This window comes from Pseudobacteroides cellulosolvens ATCC 35603 = DSM 2933, from assembly GCF_001262605.1.
Taxonomy (GTDB): domain Bacteria; phylum Bacillota; class Clostridia; order Acetivibrionales; family DSM-2933; genus Pseudobacteroides; species Pseudobacteroides cellulosolvens.
Map to the genome: position 1 here is coordinate 3,354,229 of NZ_LGTC01000001.1, position 19,562 is coordinate 3,373,790.

Genomic DNA, 19,562 nt, shown 5'->3' on the forward strand with positions numbered 1-19,562 from the left:
AGGAAATCAATACAACGACTCTCCGGACGAAAACCTTGATTGGAATATGAGGGTTGAGGTTGCCAGAAAAGAAAGCATGAAGGCACTTATGTATGATATAGAGGCTGTTGTGTATGATAACAGAACAGGTATAGTAAAAGACAACTTTGCAGCTGCCGAAGATGATGAAGATTATGAAATAGATGAGGAACCTGAAAGGATCTATGTAGATAATGATAGGGTGTTTCTTCTTTCTCTGGCAAAGATCAATGCTATAAGGCTTCTTGAAAGGAAAGACTCCTTCTTCTTTAATCCGAATCCACCGGATGGCTGGGTAGAAAAAGATGTTGAGGAATATCTTGGCGGTGAGTACATAAACATTTCAATGGAGTATAATGTAGATGAGCTTATAAGAAAATAAATTTAAAATATAATTTTGTATAAATAATGGTATAATTAAATAATAGACCATAAAACCATTGAAAAAGGTGAAATAATGAAAAAACGTAAAAGTACAGAAGAAAATGACAATAACATAGAGACTGACAACTCGACTTTATATCATCAATTTCGCAGTGCTCTTGCAACGAATGATTTTAAAGCAGGAGAAAAGTATTTAACTGCTGACCTTACTACTGACAGTAAAAAGCTGAAAGCCATTGCTGAAATAAAGCCATCAGTAGAATTGAGTGAAGATCAGTTGATTGATTGGCAGAATAATATGATACGTAATGTTATGTCTATGGACGATCTTACTGCAGATGTTCTTGACATACTTACTTCTGTATGGCTTGAAAAAAGTGCATCTCCTACAGATATGGTAACACTTTCTGTAGATAATTTCCTTAGTCTAAGAGGAATACAGCCGAAGAAGAATGGAGATGGCAGAAGAGGTGGCTTTGAAGAGGAGCAACGTAAAATTATCTCAAACCAAATGAACATTCTTGATAATACATGGATCAAAGTTCATGAAATGGAAGTAACCGAAGTTGATGAAAGGCAGAAAAAACGCAGAGTCAAGTGGCGTGGTGAAAGTAAAGCAGTATACATATCATACAGATTTGGTAAAGTCAATAATGATAATAATATGGAAGCATATGTATGGAATGCAAGACCTGGGGATGTTTTTGCGAATTTTTTATTTGGACATGGAAGACAGACAGCTTTGTTATCTCAAAAAGCTTTGGAATATGACCCATATAGGCAAAAAGTAGAAAAGAGGCTGGCAAGGTATTTTGCATGGCAGTGGCGTAATAGGCAAAGCAGTGTATCTTACTTTAAACCATTTACTATAAAAACTTTGCTGGAAGCCATAAAAGAAAATGTGTACTATAGAATGCCTTCTAGAACAAAAGAAAGGATCGAAAAAGCACTAGATACTCTTCAAAATGACAATGTAATAAGAGGATGGCAATACGAAAACTTTGACGATTCAAAATTGAAAAAAGGCTGGGTAGATGATTGGTTAACGTCTAAAGTACTTATTGAGCCTCCTGAAGCGATAATTCTGCAGTATGAAAAAATTAAGAAATTTCCAGTAAAAAGTTTTAGTCAACCTATAGAAATAAATGAACTTTCTGATTTGAAAAGGTTAAGAAAAGAAAAAAAGCTTACTATTTTGCAGTTATCTGAAGAAATAGGCATATCAGCAAGCACTATTTCAAGAGTTGAAAGAGGAGATATACCTTCTGAAGATAACAAATTAAAAATTATTGAATGGATAAAATCTATAACTACATAAGAATTAATATTGATTTTTATATACTTAATTGTCGAAATTTTGACCCCGATAATTGTAATGTCGGGGTTATCTTGTGCGTATAAATATCCGAAAAGCCTTAGAAAATCAGGGTTTTCTATTGTATAGGCTTATGAAATTTTCATGAAAAATATTATAAATTCGGGGTTATCCTGTGCGAATGTCGGGGTTATCCTGTGCGAATGTCGGGGTTATCTTGTGCATAACTATTTTTGTACTTCTCTATTTTCAAGGGCTACAGCTTTTTTTTCATTCCTTATAATTTTAATTATTTTAACGCAATATGAGAAAAGATTTTTTAAATTACAGTATGGTACTATATAATTGGTAAAATTTAAAACAATAATTTTAACCAGTTGGGGGATTTTTACAAAGGATGAGAATTAATAATAATAATAATAAAATTTTTAATAATAATTTGAACTTCTTCATTAGCTTTTAGCCTTGAAGGAGTTTTTATTTTCAAAAATTACTTGAGAGGAGGAGTGATAAAAAAATAAAAGCTTTAAAAAAGCTTTTACCGTAATTTTAATCTTTAAATTTTTATTTTACAAGTAGTGTGCGAGACTCTTGTAAAAAGTTGGTAATAACATTACCCGGGCATCTTATTGCCATTTTTAATATTAACAGCCTAAAAATAAAACCTGAAAAAATTTAATTTTTCTAGGTCTATTTAAGTTTTGCCTTTTTTAATTATATCAAATTTAAATTTATTATGCAAATCTATATTTTACTAATGAAAAAGCAGCAGAGAGGAGGAACATAGTTGGGAAATTTAATAAAGGATTTTTGGACATACAAAGATTATTATGGAGTGTGTGAAGTAGTTTCCGGCTCGTTGGAATATAGATCAGTTGAAAGTAAAAAAGAAACTCGTGTTGAAAAAGCTTTAAATTATACATTTAGCAATAAAAAGAAAGTCGTCTCCCACTGGACTATTCAAAAATATAATACTTATTTAAATAAAAAAAGAAAAACAAACAGGACTGAAAATGAGAGCTCCTATTATCCAATGTTTTTTGAATTTGAACCAAAGATGAAGGATGACGGCTCCAATGAATTCAAAGAGCAGTACAAAGAAATGATAACTGAGGCCTATTTGATGGCCACATTCCTTATTTACGAAAAGGGAGTTGAAGAAGAGGATTTATTAATACTGTTAAATAACCACAGATCTGTATATATAATGATTAATCCGGTTTCATACAGTCTGAAGCCTGCAACAGATTTATATAAGATTTATAGGGAAATGTACAATATTATTTCAGAAGAAATATGCCTGAAATATATAGATAGTACTTTGTATAAATATAATGGGCTTATGAAAACACCTAACAGCTGGTATAACGGCGGGTATGTTGTTCCTGTAACATATACTGAGCTTGGGGACCTGAGAACGGATATTGAATTGAAATCTCAATTGACCTGGAAAAAGAGAAGTTTGGATCATGATGTGCCCGGCAAGTTATCTCCTACACTTTGCAAAATTTATGAGACAGCAAAGTTAAAAATAAGAGGAGAGAGCATAAAAGAAAGCAGGCCATCAGAAAACTCAAATAAAAATAATGTAGTTTATTTAAACTCATCAAATACAAATAGAAGCTGTGTAGAATATATACTTGAGAATGATATAGAAGTGGGTCACAGAAATTATGCCCTGGTGTCAGTGGCTTATCATTACAAGAGCATGGGATATACAATTGATCAAGTATTCAATATCCTTCAGGAGCTTGCTCAAAAGTGGGGCATGGAAGATACGGGTAAGGATATTATGGCGAAGGTAAAATCAATATTCAGGGGTACAAAGAAGTTTGCATGTGAAAGTGCTCAGGCCTATTTATGCCTGGAAAAAGGTTTATGTGAAAAATGTAAGTACAACCCCTTCAAGGAAAAGAAGAAGGAAGATAAGAATACAAAGTTTAAACTGCAGAAGGTTCTTGTAGATGAACTCTGGGAAAATAAAGCCAGCACACGTCATTATATTGCTCTTTTACAGCTTGCCAGGAATAGTTTGTTTAATAGATGGTTTGTTCCGGAAGCTGAGGGGTTCACAACAAGGACTATGAAAGAATTATGCAAATTAAGTCAGAACCTTATTTTTAGTAAAAACGGTGATTCTGTAATGGTATACAACAAATTATCAGAATCAAATAAAGAGAGATTTTGCCTTGTTTTAAATGAATTTTTGGATAGCGGAGAGTATATAACATTAGAAGATCAATTGAAACATTACCTAAGGCTCCTTTTTACCGGCTATAAAACAAGGGGGAAGTATGTCCAAACGAGGGTTGGCAAGGAGAGGATCAAAGAGCTACTGGACTATGCTACTGAAAACGCTGTATATAAACTTATTAAGAAACTTGTAGATCTAGGTCTTGCAGTATTTAAGGATGGAAAACTGTTTTCTTTGTATTTTAAGTCATACAAGGTAGTTGAAGTAAGTGAATACAAAGAAGATAAAGCAGTATCTCAAAAGAGGGAGCAGAAGTCTGTAGATAAATCCATTAAGGTATCAGGAGAATCATTTGTAGCACCGGTGTTAGGGGAAGTACTTAAGATGGTACTACCGGATTTATCACCTGATACTGGATAAGCTCAATAATGCCTTATAATTAACAAAAACTGTAAGGCATAAAGAAGGATATTTTGAAAAAATAAGTCCTTTAAAACAAGTAATACATTCATAGGGAGTGAAAAAATATTATATGAACATAAAAGATTATAACTTAAACACGGTTTGTACACAAAAAAACAAAATTTATAGTGGGGTAAATAGCCTGTCTAATAGGGGTTTAGCAATATCTTCATTTTTCTATAATATTTTCATAAGGTTTTACTTATATTCCCCGAAGGGTTTTTCGGTTAAAAAATCCGTCTGTCAGTCCGATTTTGATTTTTCTGGGTGTTTGGGAATTTGGACCAAAAGTTTTTATAATTTTCATCAATCAAACTTTGGAATAATGGAGGTTAGACATGAATTATTTTAGTGATACATCAATATCCTGGAGAGCAAAAGGTATTTTGTGCTATTTTTTAAGTGATAAAAATAGAAAACTTAAACCTAAGGATATTGAGGAGATTTCTAAGGAAGGCCGTGATGCGGTATATTCCGCAATTAATGAATTACTGGATAATGGCTATATACAAAGGGTTGAGATACGTGAGAAAGGAAGGTTTATTGCAGTTGAGTATAAGGTAAATGATCTAAAAATACCGTATACGGAAATCAAGGAAATGGATAAAATAAATCAGTCTGTCAGTCAACATTCTGTAATTCCGGAAAACAAAGAATATTCCGAGATAGAGAGGTATTTTAAGGAGCTTATTAAGTACGATCAGATGGTTTTGGTCTATAAAGAGAAAGATATTGAGCTCCTGGATGAGATAGTGCTGAACATAATGGATATGTATTATAGCGAATATACTACTGTAAATAGGGATAGAAAGCCACAAGCTATTATAAGGCCGGTACTTAGTAAGCTGGATCCCGGGAAGGTGACATATATACTTGAGCAATATAAAAGTGTTACAACAGAGATAAAAAACGTTAAAGGATACCTGCAGACAGTTATTTATAACTCAGTTTTTGAGGAAAAATCAAAGTATGAAAACTGGAAAAAGATAATTTATGGGGATTAAGTTAAAACAATCCAAATTGCGGTTTTTATTATAAGATTGATACTAGAACAGTTATTGCGGCAGCTACAGCTAGAGGTAGTGGGAGCATCCTGACGCCATAGGCAAAGCAAATGTTAATTATTGGTAGTTGAAAAGAAGGTTTTTATTTTTCTCTATTGAATTGTTATTAATTTTGAAAATATATTTTGATATTAATGCTCCTTGCTGTCCTGGATGAAGTAACTGGAGTGATGGGGGAAACTTTCTTGTTTTCATAGGGATTCTGAAGCCATCGCATAAATGCTGCCATTTCATCAAGTCCAATATCTCGATAATCAAGCTGCTCCTGATCCAAATACTCGAAAAATAGCTTTAGATGATAGCAGTAGGCTCTAAGCGTGTTCCGAGCTGCACCGGTATTGTCTTTGTACTTCAAGTATTTCAGAACAGGTTCAACCGGGTCACTGTTATTGTTTAGTAATATATACCTTGTTTTATTATTGGGTGTAATGACCGTCTCAACTCTCATAATTAATCCAACTATTTCTATAAATTTACCTTGTACAAGATAAATCCAATATACTATAGAGACATCAATGAAACAATTAAGTTATTATATAAATATTGATAGAAAAATACATAAAAATAACTCATAGAATACTATGAATACTATGAGTTATGAGAGTTAAGTTAATCCGACAAAACACACGCTAAGACAATAATTGGAATAATGTTGGCGATTTTACTCACGTTAAGATTAAAAAGGAGTATGGCTGGACAGGTACTTCGGGGAATTCCCCCCAAAGCTTTTCACTTTGGCGTTAGCCGGTGAAGAGATGTGGCAGGATGACATCAGGGGATGACCCTTGTTAGCATTTCTTCATGTCCTGCCTTTATATATACGCATTGTTATATGAAGTCGCAAGACCCTATATTCAGAGAACGACAGGACGCCGTTCCCTCAAAAAACGCTTATTTATTTGCTTCTTCAAATTCTTCTTTTGTTAGTCCGAAAAGAATCTCATCATAATATCTACCATTTGAATAAACCATCTGGCGTCTTCGTCCTTCTTCCTTACAACCTAATTTTTTCAACATTGTTCCTGATGCAATGTTTCCATCTAGAATACTTCCATAATATTTATTTAGCCTTCTTTCATGGAATGCATACTTCAATAAAATTTTCATTGCAGCAGTCCCATAACCTTTGCCTCTGTGATTCTGATCTATTTGCATCCCAATAGAAAACGTTCCATTTCTTTCATCTACTGAATTTAGATTTAACCCTCCAACATTTACACCATCAAGAGTTTCAATAGTAAACATTATACGTCCAGTACCTGGTGTAAAATTTATAAACTTACATATCAAATCTTTAGCTTCTTGTACTGTTGGCGGAAGTTCAACTTCATAATCCAAAAGTCTTCTTGATTCTGAATCAAAGCGGTTATAGTAGTGCACTTCCCAATCCCCTTCCTCTACAGCTCGCAAACGGACTATTTCATTTTGCCAAAAATAATTTTGATAATTAATATCTCTCATCTTCAAACCTCCACTATATTTATACATTGTCAAGTAAGCCATACCTCAACCCCGCCACACGATGTGGCGGTCAACCCTTGCGATTTCATATCGTCGGCATGGAAGAAGTTCCAGAGCCGGATCCAAAAGGATAACCCGTGAGAGCCGCTTCGCGGCCGGTGATGGAATTTGGTGCGGCATTCTTCATGCTCCTTCTTCGAAGAATTTACTTCATGATCTTCTACCCCGAACCTTTACTTCCATGCATTGTTATTTAAAGTCGAACGCCCCTTGTTCAGAGACCCACAGGACGTGGGTCTCTTCAATATACCTCATTTATTTATGCCCTATAATTAACGGTTTCTTTGCATCGATAATAATTGATACCATACCAAGGTTTTCTAGTGAATTTCTTGTATCAAATCTAAGGGATCTTCCTATCATGCCATCATTTTCATTCCAATATGTATAATGAAAATCGCCATTCTCATCACAGTATTCAAGCAAAGACACTTCAAATCCTGCTTTTTCAAAAACACTGATTAATGTCTTATAATCATAAACAATTTTATGTGTGGCTGCAGGATGATCTTTAGGCCCTGGTCCACCAATTTGCACCATATTTTGGTACCATTCATTTCTAAAATATTTATCTGGAACAGCACAGCGAATGTATCCACCTGGCTTTAGATATCTATAACAATTTTTTGCTGCTAATATTCCTTCTTCATATGTGAGATGTTCCCATATATGCTCAGCAAGTAAAGCATCAATACTTTCAATTGGAAACATCTTCTTCCAATCTGATATTTTAACTAAGTTTAAATCTTTTTCTTGTGCGTTGTGTCTACAACCCCTATTAGGGGTACTGGCAGCAAAACGCGGATTTTATACGCTTAGAAATAAAAGGTTGAAAAATAGCCATTTTTATATACTTTAACGTATTCTCAGAATTTCACGTTGGTAGTAATTAAGCGTTCTTGGCAATAAATATGGCTATAAGTTATATCAACATTGCATAGAATACTGCTTCTTGGAATAATCTACCGCTTAAAAGATGCCTGTACCCTATTTACCCAAAAAAGGTACTTTTGAATATTAATAGTATTCAAAAGTACCTTTTTCCTCCCACCGCTTAGTGGCCTATTTAAGTATTTTTGCAACCTCATAATAATTGAGGTAACAGTTTAATCAATTATTTCTTTTGTTTTTTTAAACCATTAGTAATATCATTTACTAAAATATCTACATTATTATTGTCATATTTCGAAACAGCTTCATTATCAGAGAAAGATATTACTTTAGAGTTTTTTTCTATTTTGAACAATCCATTTTCTGCATCTACTGAAGAATATAAATTGTCAGTTCCTGGATGTTTCTTAAGTATTAATAATACTTTCTGTTCTCTTTTTATTTTTGTCTCTCCTTCATCATTCCCTGCTTGACCCATCTGCCCAACGGTAATAATATCAGTTGTTGGTGAACTGCCATAAATTACTTTTTCAATTTGTACATTTGTATGAGTTACTTCCATTTTTGTATTTATATTAGGGTACATAGCCTTAAGTTTCTTTGCTTGGCTTTCTCCTCCTGGCAGAGGAAATTCTGTTTCAACGGTTTTTCCATCGTCTATTACTTTTCCAATAGCAACAAGATCAGCAAATTTTAAAATTTCGTCTATTGAATTTATTTTTATCCTAAAAGCTGTTTCATCAAAGGATTTTGATCCAATAATTTTAGTATCTGATATATTATTTTCGTTTTTGGCAAAAGTAAAAATAGTTACAAAAGCGACTGCCAATATAGTTACTGTTAGAGAAACATATTTAATATATTTGTTTGCCATAGTAAAATTCCTCCTTCTTTTTTATGGATAAAACCCTATTAAGTCACTTCTATCATGTGCCTGTGGTAATGTCCAGTTATTCCAACTTGGAAAATCACCTGTGTGCATTATAGATACATCAGTAGAAGACGGATGGCCAAGACCTAATACGTGGCCAAGCTCATGAGTAAGAATATACAACTTTTGGTCACTAGATATTGTTCCAAAGTTAGGATTTGTGTTTACACTTGCATATGTTATATTTACTCCACAATTGGTATTAGTCACACCTGTAACTGGATCTATCCAACAGTTACCATTTGCATCATACCCTAGTGTTCTTGCAATAACATTACTTGGCCAATATGATGGCCAAGTTGTATAAGTATAATAATCAACTTTTGATGAACCAACTGCAGCATTTTGCACATATGCTCTCAAGCTACTATTATTAGTCCAATTGTTAATTGAGTTATAATAATTACCTGACCAATTACTATCTAAATTACTGCCATTTGTCAAGACATATGCATAATGATGATACATGCCACCAGAATAAGTATATCTGACATCATTCCATCTATGAGGTACACCTGGAGCAAATTCATGTGCACTTGTTTGCAAAACAAAATTTAATAGAGTAACAATAATAACTACTAAAATTATAACTGATTTTTTCATAATAGTAAAAACCTCCTTTACAATTAATTATTAACATGAAAAGTATAGAATAACAAAAACTCTATATTCCCCCCTTCCTCTTCATTAGACATTAGTAAATATAAAATAGTTCCATATTTATTATAATATTATATAAATTATGGGACTGTTTATATATCTATTTATGTAAGAAATGAAACACTTATGTTACCCGTTGGTTACATTTATATATTATCATTTCCGTAACGCAATGTCAATGGGATTTTGCATATAAGTAACAAACTATTTGTTAAGAGTTTGATTATATTGACATTATAATTATAATTATTAATAATAGTATAATTTGTAGAATTATGGTGTCGAATCATTGTTATTCTGTATACAGTTTATGTCATATTATGCTACCTCACAGGATTTTTGAAAGTTAATTTTAAAAATTACGGATAAAAGGGTTGTAGCAGATAAGACATAGCCTGACTTATGAATAATACCTTTACCAAAAGATATAAATTTAATATAAGAGGCATCTTTTAACGGAAATCATACGATAAGCGGTAGATTATTCCGAGAATATATATTCTCGGAATTGTTTCTTTTATATCGTATTGATTCATTTCCTAGAATACGCTATAATTGTGATATAATCCATGCCGAGAATACGTTATAAGGAGGAATGGAACTTTGGCTGTTGTTTGTTGAGGTAATACTTCTTGTACTTATAATAAATCAGGAAATGAGTGTGGTAAGGAATATATTTTTTTGAACACTACCGCTGAATGTATGAGTTGCTCAAATTTGGAGCAGATATCTAAAATAAGGATGAATGAAGAATAAATGACTGTACAGAAATAACAGTGACTCATTAATAGAAAGAGAGAATACACAAAATGCTGGATGAATATATTTTATGGCTTAAAACTGATGGAAAAAGCAAAAAAACCGTAAATGAATACCCGATGATATTGCAAAAACTCATGAAATGGTATGAAGAAACTGAAGGTAACGAATTTCAGCCAGACAAGGTTACTACTCTTCATATCCACGAATTCGTCACCTTTTTGGACAAGATCGTAAATTATGAGCCAGCCTATATAAATAAAATACTTGCCTCATTAAAGACTTTTTATAAGTATGCTTTAGAAAAAGGGTTGGTCATATATAATCCGATGCTTAAGGTAAAAATGAAACGGACTATGAAGCAGTATGCAGCTCCTAAATGGCTTTCAAAACAAGAAGCATCCAAGTTTTTTCATGCTATTGAGCAGGAAAAAAACGAAAAACAAAAAGCCAGAGACATGGCTGTATGCAGACTAATGGCTGGAGCTGGTTTAAGAGTCCATGAAGTATCTGACCTGAATATTTCAGATATATGTATTGAAAAACGTAAAGAGAGTGTTACTGTTAGAAGAGGCAAAGGCGGCAAATTCAGGATTGTACCTTTGAACAGTGATGTTGTAGAAAGTTTGGAATCCTTTATGAAATACCGGGAGAACACAAATATGAATAGCCATGAACCATTATTTTTAAGTGAACGAAATACACGTCTATCAGACAGGACAATAAGGCATTTGGTAACAAAGTATGCCTATTCTTCAAAGCTCGATGATGTATCCCCCCATACTTTGAGGCATACATTTTGTAAAAACCTTGCTGATCAAGGCTATGGATTGCAAATTATAGCTCAATTAGCAGGGCATGAATCTTTAGAGACAACACGTAGGTATACTCAACCTGGGAACAATGATTTAAGAAGAGCTGTACAGACGATATCAGAAAAAAGATAGAGGAAAAAATATGTCTTTACGTGGCGGTGAAATACTTACAAAAGAACAAAGATTAGAATATACTGGAATTCCAGATAGTCTGAACGAAGCGGATATTGCGAGGTACTATACCCTTTCGCAGTCAGATATTGAGATAATCAATAGACACCGTAGGGATTATAATCGTCTGGGGTTTGCTTTGCAATTGTGTGTATTAAGATATCCGGGATGGCCTCTGTCCATCGTAAAGGATATCCCTCAAAATGTTCTTACATATGTCGCTGAGCAAATAGATGTTAAGCCAGAAATATACTTACAATATCGCCAGCGTGAAGCCACTGTACAGGAGCACTTAGATGAAATTAGACAAGAGTATGGGTATAAGGCTTTTTCCGAACGGGAAAAACTAACATTGTCAAAGAGCTTGTATAACTTTGCTATGGAAAACGGTAATTCATTATACCTTATAAATACTGCCATATCAGAACTCAGAAAAAACAAAGTTGTAATGCCAGCAATGGCAACGATAGAATATGCAGTATGGGAATCTCGTAAAACTGCTGAAGAAGTGATATTTAGTACTGTAAATAACTGTATAACTCAGAAGCAGAAGCAAATGCTTGATGAATTAGTAAATTCGAAAGTGGAAAAAAACAAAACGTGTTTGACATGGCTTAGGGAATATCCTACAAGGCATTCCCCTGAGGCATTTGAAAAAGTCATTGAAAAACTTGAGTACATAAAAAGTTTAAATCTTACTATAAATACAAGTGGTATTCATCATAACAGGTTAGTACAACTATCACGTATGGGTGCAAGATATGAAACTCAGGCTTTTCAGCGTTTTGAAGATTCTAAAAGGTATGCAATCCTTGTCATATATATTTTAGATTTGAGCCAGGATTTAATTGACTTTGCTATCGAAATACATGATAGACAAATGATGAGCCTTGAAAATAGCGGACGCAGACAGCAGGAAGAAATCCAAAAGCAAAACGGTAAATCCTTAAACGAAAAGGTAGTACACTATGCCAGCCTTGTAAAAGCATTGTCTAGAGCAAGAAGTGACGGACTCGATCCTTACGAAACGATTGAAGTATCTGTAATGCCATGGGATAAACTTGTTTCGTCAGGTCAAGAGGCAGAAAAATTAGCACGCCCTATTGATTATGATTATTTAGATTTACTGGAAAGTAAATTTAATACGCTAAGGAAATATACTCCGACACTGCTAAAAAGCCTTGAATACCGTTCAACAAAATCTACGGAATCTTTATTGGAAGCCATTTCCATAATTAATGAAATGAATAGTTCAAAAAAAAGAATAGTTCCTCAAAATGCACCTTTAGACTTTATAAATAATAGATGGAATAAATATGTTTTTAATAAAGATGGAACTGTTAACCGTAGATATTATGAATTAGCAGTATTAACAGAATTAAAAAATGGTATTCGCTCAGGTGACATTTCAGTTGTGGGCAGCAGAAGACATAAGGATTTTGATGAGTATCTGGTATCTGAAGATGATTGGAATGATAAAAAAGCTAATAATACTACAAAACTAGTTGTAAGTAGTTCATTCAGTGAATACATTGAAGAGCGTAAAGAAGCCTTATTGAAGCGTATCAAGTGGATTAGTGAAAATATTCAAACTCTTGAAGGAGTAAGCCTTGAAAAAGGAGAAATTGAGCTTAAACGTCTTGAGAAGAATACACCTGATGAGGCAAAAAATTATAGTAAGTCTATTTATGAACTTATTCCAAGAGTTAAGCTAACTGACCTTCTAATGGAAGTTATGAGTTGGACAAATTTTGAGGAACAATTTACTCATGCTTCTACTGGCAAAGCACCGAAAGAAGATGAGAAGGAAACTATATTAGCTACTTTAATTGCAATGGGGACGAACATTGGACTAACTAAAATGGCTGATGCTACAAATAATATATCTTATTACCAGATGGCCAATGAAGCACAGTGGAGAATGTATGATGATGCAATGAACCGTGCCCGTTCAATTTTGGTAAATTTTCATCATAAATTATATTTTCCATCTTATTGGGGCGATGGAACAACTTCTTCAAGTGACGGTATGAGAGTAACAACAAGCGTCTCTTCCCTGCATGGTGAGCATAATCCTCATTACGGTTCAGGGAAAGGTTCAACTATGTACCGCTTTATAAGTGACCAATATTCTGTTTTCTATTCCAAAGTCATCAACACAAATGCCAGAGACGCTGTACATGTAATTGATGGTCTTTTACATCATGAAACGGATCTCAACATAAAGGAACATTATACAGACACAGCTGGATTTACAGAGCAGACCTTTGGTTTATGTCATCTATTAGGATTTCGATTTGCTCCAAGATTGAGAGATATAGCCGATGCAAAACTATATACTTTTACAAAACCAAGTGATTATCCCAAACTACAAAATTTATTAAAATATAAAATAAACACCAAAATTATTGAGAAAAACTATGATGATATTCTTAGGCTTGCACATACAATCAGGGAAGGAAAAGTATCTGCATCGCTCATAATGGGCAAACTAGGCTCATATGCAAGAAAAAACAGCCTTTCTGATGCTTTAAGAGAAATGGGACGTATCGAAAAGACTATCTTTATTCTCGACTATATATCTAGTGAAGAGTTACGCAGGCGTATTCAAAAAGGATTAAACAAGGGTGAAGCAGCACATTCATTAGCCCGCTCTGTGTTCTTTGCAAAACGTGGGGAATTCCATGAGAGAGATTTACAAGACCAGATGCAGCGTGATAGTGCCTTAACTTTATTAATAGATGCAATCACAATTTGGAATACTGTTTATTTGACAAAAGCTGTAGATTACCTTAGGGATAGAAATGAACTTAATGAAGACCTTTTGGCCTATGTATCTCCTCTAAATTGGGAGCATATAAACTTTTACGGACACTATAGTTTCAACAAAAGAAGCATTACAACATTAGATTCTTTAAGACCATTAAATATAAAAACTAATAAATAAGGAGTGTTTAAAATGCCTTTACCACAGGAAGAAGGAAAATATTCATATGCAGATTACTTGACATGGCCTGACGAAGAAAGATGGGAAATTATCGACGGAATTGCTTATATGCAGGCTGCTCCATCACCAGCTCATCAATTAATATCTGGTGAATTGTATAGACAATTTGCAAACTATTTACAAGGTAAACCCTGTAAAGTCTATCCTGCTCCTTTTTGCGTAAGATTAACGAAAGGTGACGAAAATAATAATGAAGATATTAATAAAGTTGTTGAACCGGATATTACTGTAGTATGCGATAAATCTAAAATTGATGAAAGAGGCTGCAATGGTGCCCCAGATATGATAATTGAAGTTATGTCTCCATCTTCAATTAAGAAAGACAGAGTTATAAAGTTTAATAAATACGAAAAAGCAGGAGTAAGAGAATATTGGATTGTAGAGCCTGACGTAAAAATTGTAAGTGCCTTTATACTACAAGAAAGTGGTAGATATGGACGTCCTGAAATCTATACAGAGGACGAAAAAATAGAAGTATCAATATTTCCTGACTTGATAATTGATTTGAATTCTGTTTTTGGTACAATATAGTCATTTTAAAAAGGGTGCTGGTCTTAGAGTATACAAAATCAAGGATTTTCATAACTTTCATTGCTTAGAGTATAAAATCCGCGTTTTGCTGCCAGTACCCCTATTTATACACAAGAGGTTAGAATTCCAACAACTTTCTCTGATAAACCCGGTGATATTCCTATTGGATTATATTGGGCGTATAATAATGAATTGTCTAAAGATATAGGGCTAGATATTTCCCCATATAAAGATAAGGAAGCGATTGCATTTACTGCTTACCTCAAAGAAAATATTGACAATTACCCTAATAGGTTGCGTGCCGAAATAATAGCGTGTGATGGTAAAATTATCGGAGCCTGGCTTGGTAGAGGAGCACATTATGGTTTCGCTGCTGCATTAAACAAGCGACATTTTGCCGAAATTGTTAATAAAACATGGGATGAATGGCTTGTGTGTGAGGGTTTAGTAGATTATAATAATGGTTTTGACGCTGAAACAAAAAGTTTATCCCCTAAAGAAGTTATAAAAAAATATTTTGAAGCTATGGATACCAGGGATTATAAAACTGCATACGCCTTACTTTCAAAGGCTGAACAAACATTTTATCTATTTCGTAACCTTGATAGCCATAAGCTATATCAGAGTAGTTGGGACGCAGATGTTTTAGGCATTCCGAATATTATACAGGCTAAATTGAAGGAATGTCGTTTGAGGGATAACTATAGGTATGACCCCAATAATAGACCGCCAAAAGATTTATTAAATAGAAATGTTAGTAAAAAAGTACATTATATTATTGTTGCCGATATGAAATATAAACAAATTGTTACATGTGCTAATGGAATTAACAGCTGGACTATGACACTAGTAAAAGAGAACCCCGATGCTCCCTGGAGAATTGATGCTGAAAATACAGGTTAATTATTAAAATAATGAGCTATGAGCCTGATGTTAACCCGTTGGGCTTTTTCTTTTATTGCCAACGCCCTACTTACGGGAGGGCTACCCCTATTGCCTACAACGAATAAACCTTTAGGGGGAGTGGGAGTTGTCTGTATTTCTTGCCGTATATTTTCCTGAAGGTTCGATATGCTGTTTGCATAATTCTATGATCCATAAATTTGTATGTATTACTACATATCGCAACTTTATAATATTCCGCTGCTCCTGTAATAATTGAGTTTATTCTCTCAATTTGTGCTGCCATCGTCTTGCTATCCTGCATTGATTTGAGTTTCATGATTTCCTTACAAATGTTATCAACCTTAGCTATAACTTTTGCTTTAGCAGGATAAAATTTCCCAACCAATCCTTTACAGCCTTTATTATCTGGTCGAGCCCTTGGCTGGGCTGCCAGCAGTTCATATCCGAGAAATTTTACTCTGTTTTCTTCAAGGTTTGTTATTAATGTCTTTTCTTTGGAAAGGTTTAGTTTTAATCTATGCTTGTAATATTTTTGTAAAAATGATAAAATTCTTTTGGCTTCACTCAACATTGTTGTCATTATCAGCCAATCGTCACAATAACGGATTAAATACTTTGGAATAATGCCATTTCTTTTAAGGTTTGATCTGGCATAACATTCATTTTTCTATTTGGATTTTGGGTGATGATACATTCTTCCGATCATCCAGTCAAAATCATTCAAATACACATTTGCAAGCAATGGAGATATACAGCCGCCTTGAACTGTTCCTTTATCTGTTTGGAACTTTTCATTGCCATACACATATCCGGCAATCAGCATTTTCTTTATAATTTCGAGGATTCTTTTATCCTTGACACCAATCCTGTATAACTTTCTTAGAAGTATCCTGTGATTAATGTTGTCAAAATATTCTTCGATGTCTCCTTCTATTGCTATTATGGGTTTTTGTGGTGTGTTAAGATTTACCAGTGTTTTTGCAAAAGTCATGGCGTGATTTGTTGCTCTATATGGTCTGAATCCGAAATTCTGTGGATAGAACTTTGCTTCACATATTGGTTCAATTATTATTCTTATGCACTCTTGAATTATTTTGTCTATGACCGTTGTTATTCCCAAAGGTCTCAACTTGCCGTTTGCCTTCTTTATGTATGTCCGTCTGACAGGTTTGGGTCTATAGTCCTCTATTGATTTTTGTATCAATCCTATCAGCTTGTTTTTGTCCATTTGCAGGTACTTGTTCATCCTGCTGCCATCTATTCCTGGTGTGTTTGCACCTTTGTTGCTTTTTATATTGTGAATCGCTGTGACTATTGTGACTTCATTAAATGCAGCTTCAAGTATTCCGTTAAAACCTTTTCCAGATTTGCTCTTTTCATAAATGAAATCAAGTGTATCCTTTAATTCCTGTTCGCTCGTGAAGCTGTGCTTAATGTTCATAGTCTATGCTATGGCTCACAACCCATATTTCAGGGAGTTAGACTTCACTTTCGTTTTAAATCTGTAATCAGCCTGTCTGGTACCCTTCGCCATGTAAACGGCTTTCCCGTTCTCGGACTACTACGATACCTCTGTACAACAATTACCTTCTTTGCGACTGCCATGCTCCAGTAATTGTTGCATCCCTTGTTCCATTTCGTCTATCCTTATTAATTAAGAGGTTTAGGTCCTGCTGTGCTCCGGAAGGTGCTTTATATTGTTTGAGTTACAGTTTCACAATTAAGTTTGCAGTCATTTCAGGCTGCAACGAGCAATGCTACCGTGGCATGAGAATTGCTCGACCTTCAAACTTCCGACTTTCACCGGCCGCCGCCTGACGAAGCTTTACGACACATGTTCAGTTTTAATTAACCATGCCTCTCGGATACCCGCACCATTATCATGCCATGCCTTGCGGTTTAGGCTTTTCAGGTTACGACTTCACTACACTTTATACATCTTAAACTGGCAGGTTTAAGACGCATAGTAGAGGATTAGTACTTGCCTCATCTCCCACTTAACAGGTGGTATTATCGATGTTAACTCCAGGCAGCAAAGGGAATTTCACCCCTTGAATTCGACGAAACAGTTTGGTGCAATTTCTATATTAAATTGCCCGAAGGCTTTATTCCTGTTTGTTACACAGGGGTTATAGCCCAACAAGGCGTACCCCCGGATGGGGCACCTTCCATAAACGACCGTAGACTCATAGATTATTCGTAAATCCGATTCGAGCATATCTTTTATAAAACTATTTATCATTTATACTAATGCTAACATCTTTGTCGCCTAGTGCTTCCTTTAAGTCAATCTGCCAATCATCAGATTGTTTAAAGTATTTAATTGATTTAATAACCAATACCTTATTTCTGTCGACTTTGTCAGACATTAATGTTCGTTTCAGAGCTTCTTCTACTGATAAATTTGACGTTTCAGGCTTTTGGATTGTGATAACTGAAACATCTTTGGCTTTGGCCTGCCCAGGATAAGTAGTTAAAGTAACTCCGTCAATCTCAAATTGAACTTTCTGACCTATTTCTATATCAGATGGGACATTAGAAACCCAAGTTGCATCATAATATTCTTTAACACCGCCTGTTGAACTAAAATCTTGCTTTTCTGTGCTAACAATTAAAATTCTATTATCCTTTCTATCCATAACATAGCACCCATCAATTTTAATTTCGGTAGTTGCTATTTGAGTATTATTTTTAGCAAGGGATTTTTGGATTTCGGGTGTAGAAAGATGAGAGCTTTCTAGTGTAGTATTAATAACTGTTGAAGTATCTCTAGTTTTGTTAGAATTACAACCAGTAATAAAAAGAGCAATACCTATTATTAAAACTAATTTTTTCATAAATAAACTCCAATCATTTTTTTATTTACACTTCAAAGCCAAACCCTAGCAAATCCGAGCCACGGATGGCGAGGTTATTTCCGCCGCATTTCAAAGAACGTCTCAGGTATGTGACGGTCCTGAATCGGACCCATTAGAAAGACCCGTAAGCGGCAGCTTGCTGCCCGACGATGGAATGTGGTGCGGCATTCTTCATGCTCCTTCTCCAGAGAATTTACTCCATGACCTTCTATCCCGCACCTTTACTGCCATGCATTGTTCTCTGATGTGCGGCGGGCCCGCGAAGCCAGAGCAGCACGGATGCTGCACCTTAAATCTGCAGTGCCTTACTCAACAAAATATACTTAAAATCTTAATTGCAAAATACAGTACTTAATTTCAAAAAAACAATTATCATAATAAATATCCAATTTCTATTAGTTCTTCTAAAACACTCTCAAATTCTCTTCCAGGATTTAAAGTCCCTACTAATTCTTTAGTAATTTTTTTATTCTCATATACTTCTTTTACTAAGTCAACTTGAATTTGTTTCCCATCTTCTTCATAATAGTCCTTTGCCCAATCAGTCCATGACCTAGCGTCACAAAATATAAAACCAAGTAAGAAGTCTTCTCCATCATCACCTTCTATATAATCTTTCGGAAAAACAACATCACCTTTCTTCCAAAATTCATCAGTTGGATTTTTCCAAATACAGAATGTTACATCATCACGTTCAATGCTTTCATCTAATAAACTTAATAACTCATCTGGTACAAAATCATAAATACCTTTCGCAATTTCACATTCATCATTAGCATGTGGTGACATAATTGACTCATGGTCAAACCCCTTTATAATAGTTCCATTCTTTGCGAAAAGAAAGTAGACATGTTCTCCGGCTCCATTATCAATTTTGACCATGTCAATATCATCAATATAGTTTTTATTATAGCTAGTTAATCTCAACCATGCGTCTTCTTTATCCAACATAATAATATCTAATGCTGCCTGAGATAATAAAATTTCTTTTAATTTATCTTCTACCGGTAACTGAGTGTAGTTTGATATTTCCATCCTAAAAAAACACCCTTTCTATGAGTTCCAAATAATTTAT

At 34.3% G+C, this 19,562-nt stretch carries 15 protein-coding genes and 3 pseudogenes; 9 read left to right on the forward strand and 9 right to left on the reverse strand.

The genetic code is table 11. The annotated features are described in order from the left end of the window. The first annotated feature begins 46 nt into the window (after positions 1-46). The 4 genes from Bccel_RS13655 to Bccel_RS13675 all read left to right on the forward strand — a co-directional run bounded on the left by Bccel_RS13655 (position 47) and on the right by Bccel_RS13675 (position 5,377). Positions 47-400: a hypothetical protein gene (locus Bccel_RS13655; protein WP_160317718.1), complete on the forward strand. Its 354-nt coding sequence runs from the start codon at positions 47-49 to the stop codon at positions 398-400. A 75-nt stretch (positions 401-475) separates the two neighbouring features. After that, on the forward strand, positions 476-1,720 hold the full coding sequence (locus Bccel_RS13660; RefSeq protein ID WP_050753445.1) for a helix-turn-helix domain-containing protein: 1,245 nt from the start codon (positions 476-478) through the stop codon (positions 1,718-1,720). Between the two features lie 784 nt (positions 1,721-2,504). Next, positions 2,505-4,331, forward strand: a complete 1,827-nt coding sequence (locus Bccel_RS13665; RefSeq protein ID WP_036945578.1) for a hypothetical protein — start codon at positions 2,505-2,507, stop codon at positions 4,329-4,331. A 380-nt stretch (positions 4,332-4,711) separates the two neighbouring features. Next, the gene (locus tag Bccel_RS13675) at positions 4,712-5,377 is read left to right on the forward strand and encodes a DUF6017 domain-containing protein (protein WP_036945581.1); all 666 of its coding nucleotides are present in this window, start codon (positions 4,712-4,714) and stop codon (positions 5,375-5,377) included. Positions 5,378-5,543: 166 nt separating this feature from the next. Here Bccel_RS13675 and Bccel_RS13680 read toward each other — a convergent pair whose 3' ends face one another. From Bccel_RS13680 to Bccel_RS13700, 5 genes and pseudogenes are all read right to left on the reverse strand, one after another. Further along, positions 5,544-5,885, reverse strand: coding sequence for a site-specific integrase (locus Bccel_RS13680; protein ID WP_036945583.1), 342 nt, complete (start codon positions 5,883-5,885; stop codon positions 5,544-5,546). A 443-nt stretch (positions 5,886-6,328) separates the two neighbouring features. Next, a complete protein-coding gene (locus Bccel_RS13685) occupies positions 6,329-6,898 on the reverse strand; it encodes a GNAT family N-acetyltransferase (protein ID WP_036945584.1) in 570 nt (189 codons plus the stop codon). 315 nt (positions 6,899-7,213) lie between these two features. After that, a pseudogene (locus Bccel_RS13690) lies at positions 7,214-7,717 on the reverse strand (class I SAM-dependent methyltransferase); the annotation flags it as partial. Positions 7,718-8,072: 355 nt separating this feature from the next. Further along, the gene (locus Bccel_RS13695) at positions 8,073-8,723 is read right to left on the reverse strand and encodes a hypothetical protein (protein ID WP_036945585.1); all 651 of its coding nucleotides are present in this window, start codon (positions 8,721-8,723) and stop codon (positions 8,073-8,075) included. A 21-nt stretch (positions 8,724-8,744) separates the two neighbouring features. After that, positions 8,745-9,383, reverse strand: a complete 639-nt coding sequence (locus Bccel_RS13700) for a zinc metalloprotease (protein WP_036945587.1) — start codon at positions 9,381-9,383, stop codon at positions 8,745-8,747. 866 nt (positions 9,384-10,249) lie between these two features. On the opposite strand from Bccel_RS13700, the gene Bccel_RS13705 reads away from it, so the two are divergent. The 5 genes and pseudogenes from Bccel_RS13705 to Bccel_RS13720 all read left to right on the forward strand — a co-directional run bounded on the left by Bccel_RS13705 (position 10,250) and on the right by Bccel_RS13720 (position 15,626). Further along, positions 10,250-11,146: a tyrosine-type recombinase/integrase gene (locus Bccel_RS13705; protein ID WP_050753447.1), complete on the forward strand. Its 897-nt coding sequence runs from the start codon at positions 10,250-10,252 to the stop codon at positions 11,144-11,146. A 10-nt stretch (positions 11,147-11,156) separates the two neighbouring features. Then, positions 11,157-14,132, forward strand: coding sequence for a Tn3 family transposase (locus Bccel_RS13710; protein WP_036945790.1), 2,976 nt, complete (start codon positions 11,157-11,159; stop codon positions 14,130-14,132). Positions 14,133-14,144: 12 nt separating this feature from the next. After that, positions 14,145-14,723 (forward strand): Uma2 family endonuclease, encoded by a 579-nt coding sequence (locus Bccel_RS13715; RefSeq protein WP_036945791.1) that lies wholly within the window; start codon positions 14,145-14,147, stop codon positions 14,721-14,723. Positions 14,724-14,822: 99 nt separating this feature from the next. Beyond that, positions 14,823-15,056 (forward strand): annotated as a pseudogene (locus tag Bccel_RS32825) (DUF4830 domain-containing protein); the annotation flags it as partial. Next, entirely contained in the window at positions 15,054-15,626 is a 573-nt protein-coding gene (locus Bccel_RS13720) for a DUF4829 domain-containing protein (RefSeq protein WP_476748371.1), read from the forward strand. The pseudogene Bccel_RS32825 and the gene Bccel_RS13720, both read left to right, overlap by 3 nt. A 94-nt stretch (positions 15,627-15,720) precedes the next feature. On the opposite strand, the gene Bccel_RS32355 is transcribed toward Bccel_RS13720, so the two are convergent. The 4 genes and pseudogenes from Bccel_RS32355 to Bccel_RS13740 all read right to left on the reverse strand — a co-directional run bounded on the left by Bccel_RS32355 (position 15,721) and on the right by Bccel_RS13740 (position 19,522). Further along, complete coding sequence (locus Bccel_RS32355) at positions 15,721-15,945, reverse strand: group II intron maturase-specific domain-containing protein (RefSeq protein ID WP_476748372.1); 225 nt, start codon at positions 15,943-15,945, stop codon at positions 15,721-15,723. A gap of 129 nt (positions 15,946-16,074) precedes the next feature. Further along, positions 16,075-17,070, reverse strand: a pseudogene (locus tag Bccel_RS13730) (reverse transcriptase domain-containing protein); the annotation flags it as partial. Positions 17,071-17,860: 790 nt separating this feature from the next. Beyond that, a complete protein-coding gene (locus Bccel_RS13735) occupies positions 17,861-18,466 on the reverse strand; it encodes a DUF3221 domain-containing protein (RefSeq protein ID WP_050753450.1) in 606 nt (201 codons plus the stop codon). Positions 18,467-18,859: 393 nt separating this feature from the next. Continuing rightward, positions 18,860-19,522, reverse strand: coding sequence for a hypothetical protein (locus Bccel_RS13740; RefSeq protein WP_050753451.1), 663 nt, complete (start codon positions 19,520-19,522; stop codon positions 18,860-18,862). Positions 19,523-19,562: the final 40 nt, after the last annotated feature.

Coding starts and splice junctions, on each gene's coding strand:
- Bccel_RS32355 (WP_476748372.1), bottom strand. CDS start 15,945: ATGAAACTCAAATCAATGCAGGATAGCAAGACGATGGCAGCACAAATT.
- Bccel_RS13710 (WP_036945790.1), top strand. CDS start 11,157: ATGTCTTTACGTGGCGGTGAAATACTTACAAAAGAACAAAGATTAGAA.
- Bccel_RS13700 (WP_036945587.1), bottom strand. CDS start 9,383: ATGAAAAAATCAGTTATAATTTTAGTAGTTATTATTGTTACTCTATTA.
- Bccel_RS13740 (WP_050753451.1), bottom strand. CDS start 19,522: ATGGAAATATCAAACTACACTCAGTTACCGGTAGAAGATAAATTAAAA.
- Bccel_RS13660 (WP_050753445.1), top strand. CDS start 476: ATGAAAAAACGTAAAAGTACAGAAGAAAATGACAATAACATAGAGACT.
- Bccel_RS13715 (WP_036945791.1), top strand. CDS start 14,145: ATGCCTTTACCACAGGAAGAAGGAAAATATTCATATGCAGATTACTTG.
- Bccel_RS13675 (WP_036945581.1), top strand. CDS start 4,712: ATGAATTATTTTAGTGATACATCAATATCCTGGAGAGCAAAAGGTATT.
- Bccel_RS13735 (WP_050753450.1), bottom strand. CDS start 18,466: ATGAAAAAATTAGTTTTAATAATAGGTATTGCTCTTTTTATTACTGGT.
- Bccel_RS13685 (WP_036945584.1), bottom strand. CDS start 6,898: ATGAGAGATATTAATTATCAAAATTATTTTTGGCAAAATGAAATAGTC.
- Bccel_RS13705 (WP_050753447.1), top strand. CDS start 10,250: ATGCTGGATGAATATATTTTATGGCTTAAAACTGATGGAAAAAGCAAA.
- Bccel_RS13695 (WP_036945585.1), bottom strand. CDS start 8,723: ATGGCAAACAAATATATTAAATATGTTTCTCTAACAGTAACTATATTG.
- Bccel_RS13655 (WP_160317718.1), top strand. CDS start 47: ATGAGGGTTGAGGTTGCCAGAAAAGAAAGCATGAAGGCACTTATGTAT.
- Bccel_RS13680 (WP_036945583.1), bottom strand. CDS start 5,885: ATGAGAGTTGAGACGGTCATTACACCCAATAATAAAACAAGGTATATA.